General features: G+C 64.6%; 13 protein-coding genes. 6 read left to right on the plus strand and 7 right to left on the minus strand.

What is annotated here, in order from left to right:
- Positions 1-123: 123 nt before the first annotated feature.
- The 3 genes from IPM18_15135 to IPM18_15145 form a co-directional block, all read right to left on the minus strand.
- A complete protein-coding gene (locus tag IPM18_15135) occupies positions 124-1,356 on the minus strand; it encodes an amidohydrolase family protein (GenBank protein MBK9120913.1) in 1,233 nt (410 codons plus the stop codon).
- Positions 1,353-2,249, minus strand: coding sequence for an MTAP family purine nucleoside phosphorylase (locus tag IPM18_15140; protein MBK9120914.1), 897 nt, complete (start codon positions 2,247-2,249; stop codon positions 1,353-1,355). The genes IPM18_15135 and IPM18_15140 overlap by 4 nt, the downstream gene beginning before the upstream one ends.
- Positions 2,250-2,430: 181 nt before the next feature.
- Positions 2,431-2,916: a glutathione peroxidase gene (locus IPM18_15145; GenBank protein MBK9120915.1), complete on the minus strand. Its 486-nt coding sequence runs from the start codon at positions 2,914-2,916 to the stop codon at positions 2,431-2,433.
- A 379-nt stretch (positions 2,917-3,295) separates the two neighbouring features.
- Between IPM18_15145 and IPM18_15150 the strand changes: the two genes are divergently transcribed.
- Entirely contained in the window at positions 3,296-3,610 is a 315-nt protein-coding gene (locus tag IPM18_15150) for a Fe(2+)-trafficking protein (protein ID MBK9120916.1), read from the plus strand.
- A gap of 116 nt (positions 3,611-3,726) precedes the next feature.
- Here the strand turns inward: IPM18_15150 and IPM18_15155 are convergent, their stop codons facing one another.
- Entirely contained in the window at positions 3,727-4,455 is a 729-nt protein-coding gene (locus tag IPM18_15155) for a phytanoyl-CoA dioxygenase family protein (protein ID MBK9120917.1), read from the minus strand.
- A 102-nt stretch (positions 4,456-4,557) separates the two neighbouring features.
- Between IPM18_15155 and IPM18_15160 the strand changes: the two genes are divergently transcribed.
- The 4 genes from IPM18_15160 to IPM18_15175 all read left to right on the plus strand — a co-directional run bounded on the left by IPM18_15160 (position 4,558) and on the right by IPM18_15175 (position 10,280).
- A complete protein-coding gene (locus tag IPM18_15160) occupies positions 4,558-5,298 on the plus strand; it encodes an NAD-dependent deacylase (GenBank protein MBK9120918.1) in 741 nt (246 codons plus the stop codon).
- A gap of 257 nt (positions 5,299-5,555) precedes the next feature.
- Complete coding sequence (locus tag IPM18_15165; GenBank protein MBK9120919.1) at positions 5,556-7,433, plus strand: DNA primase; 1,878 nt, start codon at positions 5,556-5,558, stop codon at positions 7,431-7,433.
- A 190-nt stretch (positions 7,434-7,623) separates the two neighbouring features.
- Complete coding sequence (rpoD, locus tag IPM18_15170; protein MBK9120920.1) at positions 7,624-9,378, plus strand: RNA polymerase sigma factor RpoD; 1,755 nt, start codon at positions 7,624-7,626, stop codon at positions 9,376-9,378.
- 104 nt (positions 9,379-9,482) lie between these two features.
- On the plus strand, positions 9,483-10,280 hold the full coding sequence (locus IPM18_15175; GenBank protein MBK9120921.1) for a class I SAM-dependent methyltransferase: 798 nt from the start codon (positions 9,483-9,485) through the stop codon (positions 10,278-10,280).
- A 115-nt stretch (positions 10,281-10,395) separates the two neighbouring features.
- Here IPM18_15175 and sdhB read toward each other — a convergent pair whose 3' ends face one another.
- From sdhB to IPM18_15190, 3 genes are all read right to left on the minus strand, one after another.
- A complete protein-coding gene (gene sdhB / locus IPM18_15180; protein MBK9120922.1) occupies positions 10,396-11,151 on the minus strand; it encodes a succinate dehydrogenase iron-sulfur subunit in 756 nt (251 codons plus the stop codon).
- Positions 11,152-11,175: 24 nt separating this feature from the next.
- Complete coding sequence (sdhA, locus tag IPM18_15185; protein MBK9120923.1) at positions 11,176-13,176, minus strand: succinate dehydrogenase flavoprotein subunit; 2,001 nt, start codon at positions 13,174-13,176, stop codon at positions 11,176-11,178.
- Between the two features lie 87 nt (positions 13,177-13,263).
- On the minus strand, positions 13,264-14,010 hold the full coding sequence (locus IPM18_15190; GenBank protein ID MBK9120924.1) for a succinate dehydrogenase cytochrome b558 subunit: 747 nt from the start codon (positions 14,008-14,010) through the stop codon (positions 13,264-13,266).
- 262 nt (positions 14,011-14,272) lie between these two features.
- On the opposite strand from IPM18_15190, the gene IPM18_15195 reads away from it, so the two are divergent.
- A complete protein-coding gene (locus IPM18_15195) occupies positions 14,273-15,007 on the plus strand; it encodes a CPBP family intramembrane metalloprotease (GenBank protein MBK9120925.1) in 735 nt (244 codons plus the stop codon).
- Positions 15,008-15,067 lie beyond the last annotated feature (60 nt).

The following is a 15,067-nucleotide window of genomic DNA, read 5'->3' on the forward strand; positions in this document are numbered from 1 at the left end:
GCAGGACGCGGACAACCTCTACTTGTTGCAATCGTTCGAGTGAAGGGCACCAACAACCCGCTTCGCCAACCTCCCCCACTCCCTCCATTCCGCTTCCAATCAACTCGCGCGCGGTTGCGCTCCTTACCCCTCGACGCGCACCACCTCCCCCGCCACCCACACCCCCGTCGGACGGCGCAGGTCCTTGAACAACGCCACCAACACCTCTTCCCCCGTGCCGTGCGTGCCCACCTCCACCGGAAACGCCGCCAGGTCCGCCCACTTCCCCGCCTCCAGCGTCCCAAGCTCCGCACCCAACCCCAGCGCCACCGCCGCGTCGCGCGTCATCATCGCCAGCACTTCCCCCGGCGAAAGCTCGGGGAACTGCTCCAGCACCAATCGTCCCTCCGCCCGCAGATCGAGATCGTCGTTGCTCGCCGCACTGTCCGTCCCCAGCGCCACCCGCACACCCGCCGCCCGCAGCTCGCGCAGGGGATACCGCGGGTGCCCAAAGAACCGGTGCGCCCGCGGGCAGTACACCACGGTGTGACCTGTGGTCGCGATCCGTTCCGCATCCTGCGTCGTCGCGTAGTTGCAGTGTGCCAGCAGCCCCGCCGGCAAACCTGTCGCCACCTCCTCCAGTAAATCACACCCCGGCCGCCGCGGACTCGACCACCCCTGCTTCCGCACCAGGTCGGCGAGCCACGGCGGCAGTGCGTCCGGCGCGCCCGCCACGAAGGCCACCTCCTCGGTTGTCTCGGCCCAGTGCATACACCACGGCAGGCCGAACTCGGCCGCCAACTCCAGGGCGCGCCGGATGTCGCCCGCCGAGACGGTATACGGCGCGTGCGGCGATACCCCCACGCGCAGCCGCTCATCCTGCGGCACACCGGCCACCCCCGCGCGCAACTCGGCAACCGTCCGCGGCGGATGGTCGGCCAGCGCCAGCAATTCGAAATAACAGACCTTGCGGATCGGCAGGGGTCGCAGCACCTCGGCGTGCCAGCCGCACCGCGAGATGTCACCGACGCACGTGACGCCGGCGGCCAGTGACTGGAGCGCTCCGATTCGCACGGCCGCGCGCTCACGCTCCAATTGACCCGGTGCCCGGCGCAGTTGCACGAGGGCCGGCAGCCAGTCCCACAGGGCTGCCGGCGCCAGTTGGCCGGCGTAGCAGGTCAGTTCCAGGTGCGTGTGGGGATTCACGAGACCGGGAGTGAGCAGCACATCGCCGAGCTCGCGAACGACTTCGCCCGGAGCCGGCGTGAGTGCCTGGGCCGGACCGACGGCGGCGATGGTCCCATCCAGCACCCGTATAGCGCCGTCGGGCAGGGGGGGGGCGGCGACCGGAGCGACCCAGGCGGCGCGCAGAATCATCGCGACTCCGTACCGTTGGGCGGGCGGTGTCGCGGGGAGAGCCACGTGCGCCAGTCGAGGCCGAGTTGGCCGCTGGTCATGTAGGGCGTCATCGCGGATTCACAACTGCAGATGGAGGGTGTCTGCGAAAGCAGCGCGCAGAAACGTTCCAGCAGGCGCGGCATGCGCTCCACCGCCGCCCGGGCGCGATTCTGTTCGACATTCTCGCCCAGCACGCGGCCGTCTTCGAACGGGCGATAGTTCGTGCCGTCCTCGGCGAATCGCCCGACATAGCACAGGTTTGCATAGCACATCTGCAGCTCTTTTGCGAGGAACACCTCCGGCACCAGGGCCTGCCCCAGCAGTTCGCCGCCGTAGATCGCGTACTTGCGCGACTCGGCCGGTGTTTCGTGCCGCGGCCCTTCCACGCAGACATAGACGCCGCGCGCAGCGTACTCACAGTTCTCGGCCGCGAGCGTGTCGAGCAGCGCCTGCCGCAAACTGGGGCAGAAAACAGGCCACTGCCGCAGATGACCGAAGCCCTGCTCCTCGAAGAAGGTCTGCGTGCGCGTTCGGGTTTCATCGACGAGGTCGTCGATCACCGCGTACTGCCCGATCTTGAAATTGTGACTGATCGCCCGGGCTTCGCTCCAGGAAACGATGGCGCGCGTGCCGAGATCCTTGAGCGCGTAGATGTTGGCGCGGTAGTTGATGAAACTCGCCGTGCGCTCGTAGCCACTCTCGCCGTGCCGTGAGAGGAAGTAGAAGTCTCCGTGCCGTGAATGACAGCGGTAGATCGGCTGCGAGGCGCCGAACGGGGTGGATTGGGGACCGATGCGCTCCGCGAGCAGGGCTCCGGCCTCGATCAGGTCGTACGCGGAGCGACCACCGATACAAGCGAGTGTGATCGACATGCTGGGCTCCCGCGCCGCGACGCCCGGGCGTGTGCGGCGGCGCTCGAGGCGTCTGGCGCTGCCCCGTAAGTTGTAGCGCACCCGCGGTCCGGCTGGCGGCTGCGTCCGCAGTATAAACGCGCGGGCACTACCGGGGGAACGGGGAGCCAGGCCGTGGCGCCCGCAGGTCGCCTGCACACGCTTAGGAGCGTTGTGGGGCGGGGGCTTTCAGGGCTTCCTCGATCGCGGCAATGACCTTCGCATCGTCCGGCTTGGTCCGCGCTGTAAACCGGGCGATGACTCGACCATCGCGACCGACCAGAAACTTCGCGAAGTTCCAGTCGATCTCCCCAGCGAAGCCGGGGTTCGTCGTCTCGGAGGTCAGCCACTTGTAGAGCTCGTGCTGATCACGCCCCTTGACCGAGATCTTCGCGAACATCGGGAAGGTGACGCCGAAGCGCGTCGAGCAGAACTCGAGGATCTGCTCGTTCGTACCGGGCTCCTGGCCCATGAAATTGTTGGCCGGGAAGCCGAGGATGCGCAGACCCTGTGGTTCGTAACGCGTGTGCAGCGCCTGGAGCTGCTCGTATTGCGGTGTGAGGCCGCACTTCGACGCCACGTTCACGAACATCACAACCTGCCCCTTGTACTGCGACAGGGAGACCGGCAGGCCCTCGATATCGAGCATCGTGAAGTCCAGCGGACTGGTGGCAGTGGCGGCGCTCATCTCGACGTCCTTCGTGTTCTGTACCGCGGTCGGATCGGCCGCGGGCGGTTGGGATTCGTTGGTAGCCACAGGTTGACGACAGGCAGCCCACCACGGCAGTCCGACCCCCAGTGTGATCCAGACCCAACGTTGCTTCCATCGCTTCATACGTAGCGCTCCTCGCGGTTGGGGACAGCGTACGGGGTTTGCACGACGGGTGGACGCCGACCCGGTACCCGGCCGGAAACCGCCTGCCGGAGCGTCCTCCGTGGACGGGATCATAGCGCCGGTCGGGGCGCGGGACAGCCGGCCGCCGAGCGCCTATCCTTCCTGCAACAAGGTCAGTGATGAAGGAGTGACCATGGCCGCACCGACCGTGAAATGCGCTCGCCTCGGCAAAGAGCTTCCCGGACTCGATCCCACCACGCCGGAGGGTTCACAGGCCCTGCGGATGGCTCTGCTGTTGGGGGGGGCGGACCTGAAGAAGCAGGTGCAGGAGCACGTCTCGGCCGAAGCGTGGGCGGCGTGGCGTGAGCATATGCGCATGGTCATCAACGAATATCGCCTCGACGCGACTTCGGACGAAGCGAATGCGGTACTGGCGAACGCTCTAGTTCAATTCCTGTTTGGCGGTGGCGGGCACGTGGGCGGATACGTTCCGCCGGAGCAGGGCTGACCTGCGCCGCTCGGTTCGGATGAGGGCCTGATTCCGCCGCGTCACCGTAACCCGACACGCGTCGTCCAGGGCGGGGGTGTCCATGCGCTACGCGCGGTACTGACGTTATTTTGCGGTCAGGGCTTCTGATACCCTTCAGGCAGCCACTCGTAGCCGAACGTGAGGATGTATGCCAGTCGCGGATGGTCGGAGATATTCGGGCCGGTGTAGTGCAGCGTCTTCAGCGCGTGCAGTGTAGCTCCGCCGGCTGGTAGCGGGCATGCGATTGCCTTGCTCGGATCGACCTGGTCGGTTTCGAGTGTATGCATGTTGGGGTTATTGCCAGCCGGATGATGCGGCAACAGGTCACCGAGGTGGCTGCGGGGCACGAACCACATGCAGCCGGTCTCGACGGGGGCATTCCGGAGCGGCATCCAGAAATTGACGGTGAAGGCAGTGGTGCCCTTGGCCCAGTAGGCCTGGTCCTGGTGCCAGGGGGTTTCCTTGTTGTTGTGAGGCGGCTTGTAGATGGTGTGGTCGCCAAGGAAATTGCAGTCCTCGCCGAGTAGTTGCTGGGCCATCATCCGAGCGTTCCGGAAGTAGCGTGACTCAAGCAGGCGCGGTTCGACCTTGTGGGGGCTGATGACCTGGGGAATGACGTTGGCGTTTTTCGTGGCCTTATCGGCGCCGAGTTCATATGCGAGTTCCGGCGGCAACTCACTATGCCGTGCAAACAGGCCCATGAGCAGGCCCTCCAGGAACTGGAGGTCCTCGGTGTCGGTAATGCGGTCCAGAGCAAGGTAGCCGTCGCGGTGATACTGGGCGACCTGCTGCTGGGACAGGCGCAGTGGGTCAGTCATGCTCATCGCAGTATGATTCCTGCCAGGTTGAAACGGTACATAGGGCCCGACCCGAGATGATACCGCGCCCCCTGCTGAAAGCGAACCCCCAGCCGCTACACTGCTCCTATGCCTGAGGCCCTCACCGCCGCTGCCCAGTGTCTGCTGACCGCCGAGCGGCTTTGTATCTCCACCGGCGCAGGCATGTCGGTCGAGTCCGGACTCGACACCTTCCGCGGTGAGGACGGCCTGTGGTCCAAGGTGCGCATCGAGGAAATGGCCACTCCCGAGGCCTTCGAGCGCGATCCCCTGAAAGTTTGGGCGTGGTACCGCTGGCGGCGGCAGAAATTGGCGACGGTTGCTCCTCATGCTGGCCACCGGGTGCTGGCGGCCTGGGAGGATCGGGTAGCGGCCTGCACGATCGTCACGCAGAACATCGACGGTCTGCACCATCGGGCCGGGTCGCGGAACGTGCTCGAACTGCATGGCCGGCTTGACGAGGTCCGATGCACGCGTTGCAACTACGAAACGCGGACACTGGACGACTTGGGAGCTGACCCACGCTGTCCGGAGTGCGGGGCGCAGCTCCGACCCGGAGTGGTCTGGTTTGGCGAACTGCTGCCCCAAGGGGTGTTGGAGGCCGGATTCGAGGCGGCCGCGGCCTGCGATGTCTTTGTGGTGATTGGTACGAGCGGTGTCGTGCAGCCGGCGGCGTCGCTGGCGGATGTGGCGAAGTCGCGCGGTGCGACGATCATCGAAATTAACCCGAATCCGAGCGAGGTCTCGCTCTTGGCGGATGTGCAGATACGCGCGGGTTCACGCGCTGCACTGGTGGCGATCGATGAGCTTTGGCTGCGATATGGGCAGTAGCGGCGTGCTCGTGCGCGATTCCGCACAGCGAGTGCGCAAGAAACCGCGCTGTGCGCGGGGCGGCATGTGAGGTTGTGAAATGCCGGGAAACACCGCGTTTTTTGCCGTTTCATGAAAGTTGGGTTATAATTACGAGATTGCCGATCTCGGCCTGAGCGAGTGCAGGCCTACGCGGCGCTGGAGGTGCGCATGCACCCCGCGCAGAACCGCGGCTCACCTACTTGGTATCAATGGATTCTTCACTCAAAGACCAGGTCTTGGCCGCCACCGATATCGTCGCGGTGGTCGGTGAGCGTGTCCAACTGACCCGCAAGGGGCGCGAGTTCGTCGGTTTGTGCCCGTTTCATGCGGATCACAACCCATCGATGAGCGTGAGCCCGTCCAAACAGATTTTCCGGTGCTGGTCGTGCGGTGCCGGTGGCGATGCGATTACGTTTCTCCGTCGCCTGGACAACCTCGGGTTTCGCGAAGTTCTGCAGTTGCTCGCGCAACGTGCGGGCATTCCGCTGACGGCGAATACTGTGGCAGACGCGCGCGCGGCGCAACTGCGGGAGCAGATTCTCGCGGCCGTTCGGTGGGCACGCGAGCATTTCATTCGCAATTTGCAGACGACACCCGGCGGGGAGCGTGCCAAACAATACGCCCTGCAGCGCGGCTTGACGGACCAGTCGATCGAGCGGTTCGGGCTGGGACTGGCGGCTGATAGCCATGACGACTTGGTGGGCGCGGGACGGCGTGCCGGGTTGTCGGCGGAGGTGCTGCAGCAGGCCGGCCTGGTAGGAACGTCCGAGAACGGTCGGTTATATGATCGCTTCCGCAATCGACTCATTTTTCCAATTCATGATGCACTGGGACGCGTGGTGGCGTTTGGTGGGCGGGCGTTGGGGGATGACCGCGCCAAATATTTGAATTCGCCTGAAACGGTTTTGTTTTCCAAGTCTCGTATCCTGTACGGCTTGGATCTCGCTCGTCGGCCGATCGAGACCACGCGCTCCGCGATCGTCGTCGAAGGGTACATGGACACGGTCATGCTCGCCCAGTACGGCTTCGACAACGTGGTCGCCACGCTCGGAACGGCGTTGACCGACACCCACGGACAATTGCTTTGTCGCCATGCGACCTCGATCTACCTTTGTTTTGACAGCGATGCGGCTGGCGTACGGGCTGCGGAACGTGGGATCGAGGTGATGTTGTCGGCGCAGGCCGACGTGCGCGTTGTCGTGTTATCGGACGGCAAAGATCCCGCCGACGCTCTGCTTGCCCACGGCGCCGACGGTTTCCGTGCCCAGTTGTCCGACGCCCTCGGTGCGCTAGAATTCAAGTGGCGGCAAACACTTAGGTCGTTTGATGACGGTGATGCCCGCGGTCGCCGGCGCGCCGTGGAAAGCTTCCTGAGTTTTCTAGCGGGGGCCAGTTCAGGTGGACGTGTCGATCCGCTGCAACAAGATCTTCTCATCGGGCGAGTCAGCGAGCTGCTGGGTATTCCCTCCGAGGAAGTGTTCGAGCGGCTCAACCAGTTTCGACGCAGCCGTTATAGGCCAGAGACATCTGCGGGCGGCGATCCGTCGGCGCCCCTTGAGTCCGAGTATGAGACGGCCGTGCGCGGCTTGTCCGGCGGACTGGTTACGGCCGCGGAAACAGTTCTCGGACTGCTGCTGCGTGCCCCGGGTTGCTGGCGACATGTGGATGATACCGTTGGCCGTGCGATGGGGATTTCGGTGACTTGGGACGGACTTTATCACCGTCTGCTTGATGTCCGCGAAGAGGTCGGCGAATACTCTGTGGGCGACGTGCTCGTCCGCTGCGAGGAAACAGCGCTTTGCGAATTGGTCGGCGCGGCGACCAGCCGCACCGCCGGCTACACATCGCTGGAAGAGGAGTTCGTCACTGCGGTAGCGCGATTGGCGCATGAACTGGCGGTCGAGGAAGCCGGCACGTTGCAGGATGCCCTGCGCGCGGCGGGCGGAGACGACGCGGTGGCCTTTCGACGGCTGCGGGAAGCCACGCGCGGGCACTCCGGCACACTTTCGGTGGGTCGGCAGCGTCAGGCGGTGCGCGTAGATGGAGAGCGTTCGCGGACTACTGGGTCGGAGCGGAGTGGCTCCGCCGGCAGTGAAAGTGAGAGGGTCGCGTAGAAATCCGGCTTGGGCCGGCAAGAATCACGGAGTTGTTCGCACCCCGGTGCCTAGTCACGGTAGCGCGCGGTTCTCGCGGGCGGGGGGCGTAAGAGTCAGGCACCAGCATGGATGCCGGAGAGGTCGGTTCGAGGACGCCGGCCACCCGGGTGATGGGAGTTCGCCGATGGCAGCAATCGTACAACCGGACATCGATCCGATCGAGCAGTGCGTCAACGAACTGATCGAGCGGGGGAAGCGCCGCAAGTATCTGACCTGGGAGGAGCTGAACGAGCAGTTGCCGGACGAGGCCATCTCGCCGGAGAAGCTCGAGAGCGTGCTCAACCGGATCGAACAGAGCGGCATCACGATGATCGACGAGATCGAGGCCGATCGGCTGCGGGATGCGGAGCGGAAGCGGGTCAGCGCGCTCGAAGGCGGTGACAGTCTCGACGAGGTGACGGAGGTCGACCTGACCGATACCAACGCCCGCCGGGTTGACGACCCGGTCCGCATGTACCTCACCCAGATGGGTGAGATTCCGCTGCTGACGCGTGATCAGGAAATCTCGCTCGCCAAGAAGATCGAACTGACCCGCATGGTGTTTCGGCGCCGCGTGCTGGAGAACGACTTCTGTATGCAGCAGGCGGTTGAGATCATGCAGGCCGTGGCCGATGGCCGCATGCCGTTCGACCGCACGATGAAGATCTCCACCACGGAGAGCATGGCCAAGGGCACGATCATCAAGCGGCTACCGGCAAACCTCGCCACGGTGCAAAAGCTGCTCGAACTGAATCGCGGGGACTGGGCGCTGGTGCGTGACAACCGTACTGCGGCTGCGTTGCGCAAGGCGGCGCAGGATCGCATCAACCAGCGGCGCCGGCGGGCGGTGACGCTGCTGGAGGAGCTCTCCCTGCGCACGAGCCGGATCACGCCGCTGATGAAAAAGATGGCGGCCATGTGCGGGAAGATCGAAGAGTTGCAGCGGGAGCTGAAGGAGCATGGGAAGACTCTCCCGGCCGACGAAGTCGAGGCGATGAAGGAGGAGTTGGGCGGCCTGATCGACCTGCTGATGGAGGGCCAGGAGGATCTGCGCAGCCGGGTGGATAACGGTCAGAAGGTGTTTGCCGAATACGAAGAAGCGAAGCGTAAGCTGGCGGGCGGAAACCTCCGGCTGGTCGTGTCGATCGCGAAGAAATACCGCAACCGCGGGTTGAGCTTTCTCGACATCATTCAAGAGGGCAACACCGGGTTGATGCGCGCTGTGGACAAGTACGAATACCGGCGCGGGTACAAGTTCAGCACGTACGCGACATGGTGGATTCGCCAGGCCATCACGCGTGCCATTGCCGACCACGCCCGCACCATTCGCATCCCCGTCCACATGATCGAAACCATGAGCAAGCTGCGAAACATCAGCAAGAAGCTGCTCCAGGACCTGAAGCGCGAGCCGACCATCGAAGAAATCGCCCGCGACGCGAAGATGCCGGTGGCCGAGGCCCGCCGTGTGATGAAGATCAGCCGCCACCCGATTTCGCTCGATCGGCCGGTGGGCGAAAGCGAGGATTCGTATTTCGGCGATTTCATCGAGGACGAGAAAGCCGAGTCGCCGGTCAGCAGCGCCAGCAGCGACATGCTGAAGGATCGCATCGAGGCGGTGTTGAAGACACTGACGTACCGCGAGCGTGAGATCGTCAAGTTGCGGTACGGTATCGGGGACGGGTACACGTACACGCTCGAGGAGGTCGGCAAGATCTTCAAGGTCACGCGCGAGCGCGTGCGGCAGGTGGAGGCGAAGGCGATTCGCAAGCTGCAACACCCGGTCCGGGCGCGAAAGCTGGAGGGCTTCCTCGACGGATCGAAACAGGGCGGCAAGCTGGAGGACGAGTTGTCCGGGCGTCCGAAGCTGGACGATGCCGAAGGGGATGTCGACCCCCTGACCGCGATCGTTGACGACCTGGATTGAGCGCGCTCGGGCTCTGATAGGGCGGGGGGGCGTGGGTGTGGCCGAGCGCCGGGTGAGTTTACGGGGGGGCTACCGCGCGTTCGGCCTCATGATACCATACCCGCATGCCGGGTCGCTTCGATAACCGCTGGGGGCGCGCAGGGCATCTGCTGGCCCTGGTAGGGCGTTATGTCGCTGCGCAGTGCCGCTATCACCTGCTGCTGCCGTGGACAGATCGCCGTGCGACCCGACGTTTCTTCGCCGCTGTGCTGGAACAGGATTTCTTCCGCGGCGCGGGTCGGCGACTGCCGACAGAGAGCATTCACGCTGTGTTTCCGGAGCTGCGCTCGCTCGCCTGGGTGACCGTGGGGATCGCCTGGAGCATCGAAACCCCCATCCTGTGCGGTGCGGCGCGCGCACTGAATGCGCGCCGGGTTGTCGAGATCGGCACGTTCGAGGGCGCGATGACCGTGCAGCTCGCGGCCAATCTGCCGACGGACGGGCGCATCGTGACGGTGGATATCGACCCGGAGGAGGTTTCGGCGGCACTTGCGCCACCGGCCGGCTCCGACGTGCGTCTCACCCAGAAGCCCCGTGACCGGATCGGGCGGTTGTACCGCGGTACACCGTGGGCGGACCGTATCGTACAGGTTATCGCGGATTCGGCGCGCGTGAACTACACCGACCATTTCGACGCGCTCGACCTCGCCTACATCGACGGTGGCCACAGTTACGATCAGGTACGGGCTGACACCGAGCGGATTCTACCGCTGGTGCGGCCGGGAGGGGCGGTCTTCTGGCATGACTATCGGCCGGGTTGCGCGGGTGTTGTACGCTATCTGCATGAGCTGGCCGGGCACCTGCCGCTGCGGCATGTACGCGGCACGCAACTCGCGGTCTACCGAAAGCCGGACGGAGAATAGGCGGAAGTGGCAACCCGATAGGCACAGTGCCACGCGGCGCAGCGCTACGCGTGCGAACGTCAGAATCTCCGGGCAAAACACCGCATGTCGGGGGGCACGGTGACCGGCACTCCGTCTACTTCAGCAGCCACTTCTTGACGGCATGTACGGTCGTGTCGCGGCCGGCCTTGCCGATCGCCCAAGTGAGGGGGACTTCCTTGGGACAGACTTTCACGCAGTTCTGCGCGTTGCCGCAGTCGGCGACGCCGCCCGGCTCCATGAGGGCCTGCAGCCGCTCTCCCGCGGTCATCTTACCGGTGGGGTGCATGTTGAACAGCACGGCCTGTGCGATGGCCTGCGGACCGGCGAACTCGCTGGCGTCGTTCACCTGCGGGCAGACTTCCAGGCAGCAGCCGCACGTCATGCACCGCGAGATCGGGTACATGACCTCCTGCTCCTCGGGTGAGACGGTCGGCCCTTCCCCGAGGTTCCCGTACGTGTCGACCGGTATCCACGCCCGAACTTTCTTCAGCGCTTCAAACATCCGCGTGCGGTTCACGAACAGGTCGCGGACGACGGGGAACTTGCTCATCGGTCGCAGATCGATTGTGCTGCTTTCGCGCAACAATTCCTCGACCAGCGCACTGCACGCCTGGCGCACACGCCCGTTGACGAGCATGGAGCACGCCCCGCAGACTTCTTCGAGGCAACTACAGTCCCAGGCCACCGGTGTCGTACGCTCGCCACTCTGGGTGACCGGCTGCGCCGCGATCGCCTGCAGCACTGAGATGACGTTCATATCCGGCTGGCGCTGCACCTGGAATGTCTGGCTGTAAGGCCGGCCTTCCGGGCCATCCTGCCGCTGGATTCGAACCGAAAACTGCTCACGCATGTGTACATCCTCAGCGCCGCCGCGCTATGAAGCCGCCGCCCCGGGAGACGCCGGCTGGCCGGCCGGCGTGGTGAACGATTCCTTCCACACCTGGTCGATAATGCCGGCGCCTTTCAGTCCATACGTCCGCGGCCGCGGGGGAATCAGGGTGGTGTCCACAGGTTCGTACGTGATTTGCGGGTCGTCGCTACCCGGCGTGTAGCGCGCCAGGGTGGTTTTGAGCCATTCCTGGTTCTGGCGCTGGTACTTCTCGCACCAGGTGCGGGCCTGCTTCCGCAACTCGTCGGAGGACTCGGCCGTCGGCGCCGGGATGGCGCACTCGGGCTTGTAGTGGGCACCGCGACACTCGTCCCGCAGCAGCGCACCGGTCGTGATGACCCGGGCCAGCAACAGCATGTCGCCGAGAGCACGCGTGAAGCTAAGCGTCTGATTGGTCCACGTGCCGTGATCGGATAAGCCACAGCGCCCGAAGCGCTCACGGAGTTTGGCGAGCTCGTCGAGCGTCTGACGCAGTTCATCATTCCGCCGCACGACCGTGACGTTGCGCGTCATCAGTTCGCCCAGCTCGCGATGTATCTCGTAGGCGTTCTCCGGGCCGTCCTTCTTGAGCAACCCTTCGAACTCCTGCTTGTGTCGCGCCGTCTCCTGCTCGAACAGCCGGCCCGGCACCTGGTCCACGCTGCCACCCGGCAAATTACCCAGGAAGGACCGCAGAGCCGGTCCCATGATCAGGCCAGCGAATACGCAACTCAGCAGCGAGTTGGCCCCCAGCCGGTTGGCGCCGTGATACTGATAATCCGCCTCGCCGATGGCAAACAGACCGGGCACGTTGGTCTGCTGGTTCCGCGGTGACTCCAACCGGAGCCCGCCCGTCTGGGAATGCTTCTCGAAATCGACCCAGAGGCCGCCCATGCTGTAGTGCACCGCGGGGAAAATCTGCATCGGCTCCATGAGCGGATCGACCCCGCGGAACTTCTCGTAGATCTCCAGGATGTTGCCGAGCTTCTTGCGGAGGACGTGGGCCTTGATGCCCGTCGCCCGCTCCGTCAGGTCGAGGTAGACCGCGAACGTACTTGGGTTGACGCTGTACCCTTCCTTGCAGATCGCGAAAATCTCGCGCGTTGCGATGTCCCGCGGCACAAGGTTGCCGTAGGTGGGATAGCGCTCTTCGAGGAAATAGTAACGCTCGTGCTCGGCAATCTGGTTGGGCGGACGGTGGTCACCCTTGTTCCGCGGCACCCAGACGCGACCGGACTCACCCCGGGCCGCTTCGCTGATGAGACGCAGCTTGTCGGCGCCCGGAATCGCCGTCGGATGCACCTGCACGAACTCACCATTGGCATAGCTCACACCGGCCTTGTAGGCCCGGGCGTTCGCGCCGCCGGTGCAGACCATCGACATCGTGGACTTGCCGTAGACCAATCCGCATCCACCGGTCGCAAGAATCAGCGCGTCACCCGGAAAAGCGCGCACCTCCAACGAAAACATGTCCTGCGCCACGCAGCCGCGGCAGACCCCCTGGTCATCTAGGATCGGACCCAGGAACTCCCAGAATTCGTATTTCTGAATGCGACCCTCGACCTCCCAGCGGCGCACCTGCTCATCGAGGGCGTACAGCAATTGCTGGCCCGTGGATGCGCCCGCGTAAACGGTGCGCTTGAAGAGCGTGCCGCCGAATCGGCGGACGGCCAGATTGCCCTCGCCGGAGCGGTTGAAAGGCACACCGAGGCGGTCAGAGAGATCGACGATGCGCGGCGCCCAGTCGCACATCTCCTTGACGGGCGGTTGATTGTTCAGGAACTCGCCGCCGTACACGGAGTCGTCGAAATGATTCCACTCCGTGTCGCCCTGGGCGCGCGTGAACTTGTTCACGCAGTTGATGCCCCCCTGCGCACAAACACTGTGACTGCGCTTCACCGGCACCATGCTGATGAGGTCCACCTGCACATCGTCTTCGGCGAGCTGCATTGCGGCCGCCAGACCCGCTAGACCGCCACCGATGATTACGACGCGTTGCCGAGCCATCGCACCTGTCCCTGTTCGAGTGGATTCTGTCTCATCCTAGGAAAACAACCACCACGGTGGCCGTTTCCGGGTCTTTCAGCGCGGCCCTCATGCTCCGTCCGGTGCCGGTGCGGCCGTCGCCACCGGGGCCGGACTCTCCCCGCCCGAACCCTGCGGCGCTACCGCCGGCCGGGCCAGCGCGATGAGCGCGAGGACGCCCCACACGATCAGCAGCACACCCAGTCCGGCTGCGCCGACGCCGACTTTCCTGCGGGCGGCATCGCCGACCGTGATGCCCCACGTAATGCAGAGCGTGACGAGTCCATTGCAGAAGTGAAAGACGGCTGCCACGAGGCCGATCACGTAAATCACGATCCAGGCCCACAGCGGCAACCACAGGTCGAGGAAGCCCGCCTGGGTGTGCGTAAAGAAATGTGGGATCGCATCCTTGTAGTCCGCCGCGCCGAACCAGTGGGCGAACCGGAAATGCACGAGATGCACGATGATGAAGACCAGCGTGATCCAGGCGGTCAGCCGCTGCAACGTGTAGCGCCAGTTGTCCATGTAGGGATACTGTCGCGTGTTCGGCCGGCCTTGCAGCGCGATGACCACGCCGTAGCCCGCGTGGAACGCGAGCGGGAGAAAGATTCCAAAGATCTCGATGGCCAGCAGCCACGGCATCGCGTGAATCCACGCGACGTGCTCGTCAAAATGCTGCGCGCCCAAGAAGGCGGTGGAATTCGTGAGCAGGTGGTTGATCAGGAAGATGCCGACCGGGACGAGACCGGTCAGTGAGTGCAGCCGCCGCAGTAGAAAATGGTGCTGTCGCAGGAATCCCGCACTGTCCTCTGGCACGTGTGGTCCTTTCGATCGCCCCCCCATATGCGTTGCGAATCTACGCGAAGCCCGGGCGGCCAGCAAGCCACCGGGCGGGCTCCACAGGCCTCACCCAAGTATCGAGCCCGCCGGGCGGGCTGACCGCGTTTCACGGTTTTCACACCATGCCCGCCGCCACCCGCGTGGGTCGGTCGGTGTCGTTGCGACGGCCCGTGCCGCGCCCCCGCAGTCGCGGTTATAGTGCCCCGTCGGAAGCCCGAAGTTTGGGACGGAGATCACGATGGCCGGACCGGCGGTGAAGACGGCGGGAGGTTGGGACGCACGGTTCGATGCCTTGGCGGCCGGACGGCCGGACCTCGTCCTGATCGCCCCACTGATGCTTTATATCCTGCTCCTCGGGCTGGTGCCGATGGTCCCGCGGGAGTGGGTGCCGTGGGTGATCGCCCTGCGAGGAGTTTTACCGCTGGTGCTGGTTTGGCGGCTGCGAGCGTTCCTGCCGCCCTGGGGTCGCCCGCATTGGCCGATCGCGATTGTGGGTGGGGCGGTGTTGGCGTGGGGGTGGGTGGCCGGACAGACGCTGTTTGATGACCTGGGGCTCGGAGGGCGGCTGCCCTTGATGCCGGGCGAGAAGGAGATCGTGGACCCGCGGCTGGTTCTGGGGGCGGACAAGTTCTTCAATACGACGTGGGCGCTGCGACTGCTGGTGGCGGTGATCACCGTACCGGTGGTGGAGGAGATCTTCTGGCGCGGCTTCCTGCTGCGGGCACTGGTGGACTGGAACGGGTTTGAGAAAATCCCGTTTGGGAAGTTCACCTGGTTCTCGTTCCTGGGCACTGCGCTGCTGTCGACTCTGCAGCATCCCGACAACTGGGCCGTGAGCATCCTGTGCTGGATGGCGTTCAACCTGTTCTTCTACTGGACGCGCAGTCTGCTCTGCCTTGTTCTGATGCACGGCATGACGAATCTGGTCTTGTACTTCATCGTGGCGCGCGTCGGAGACTGGGGTCACTGGTAAGATCGACGACCGATCTATTCCGTTCCCCCCCGTTCCCCCGAAGTGTGGTGGGCGACTCCG

Source organism: Phycisphaerales bacterium (assembly GCA_016716475.1).
Taxonomy (GTDB): domain Bacteria; phylum Planctomycetota; class Phycisphaerae; order UBA1845; family Fen-1342; genus JADJWG01.

Coding starts and splice junctions, on each gene's coding strand:
- IPM18_15175 (MBK9120921.1), top strand. CDS start 9,483: ATGCCGGGTCGCTTCGATAACCGCTGGGGGCGCGCAGGGCATCTGCTG.
- IPM18_15160 (MBK9120918.1), top strand. CDS start 4,558: ATGCCTGAGGCCCTCACCGCCGCTGCCCAGTGTCTGCTGACCGCCGAG.
- IPM18_15140 (MBK9120914.1), bottom strand. CDS start 2,249: ATGTCGATCACACTCGCTTGTATCGGTGGTCGCTCCGCGTACGACCTG.
- IPM18_15155 (MBK9120917.1), bottom strand. CDS start 4,455: ATGAGCATGACTGACCCACTGCGCCTGTCCCAGCAGCAGGTCGCCCAG.
- IPM18_15145 (MBK9120915.1), bottom strand. CDS start 2,916: ATGCTCGATATCGAGGGCCTGCCGGTCTCCCTGTCGCAGTACAAGGGG.
- IPM18_15150 (MBK9120916.1), top strand. CDS start 3,296: ATGGCCGCACCGACCGTGAAATGCGCTCGCCTCGGCAAAGAGCTTCCC.
- sdhB (MBK9120922.1), bottom strand. CDS start 11,151: ATGCGTGAGCAGTTTTCGGTTCGAATCCAGCGGCAGGATGGCCCGGAA.
- IPM18_15135 (MBK9120913.1), bottom strand. CDS start 1,356: ATGATTCTGCGCGCCGCCTGGGTCGCTCCGGTCGCCGCCCCCCCCCTG.
- IPM18_15195 (MBK9120925.1), top strand. CDS start 14,273: ATGGCCGGACCGGCGGTGAAGACGGCGGGAGGTTGGGACGCACGGTTC.
- sdhA (MBK9120923.1), bottom strand. CDS start 13,176: ATGGCTCGGCAACGCGTCGTAATCATCGGTGGCGGTCTAGCGGGTCTG.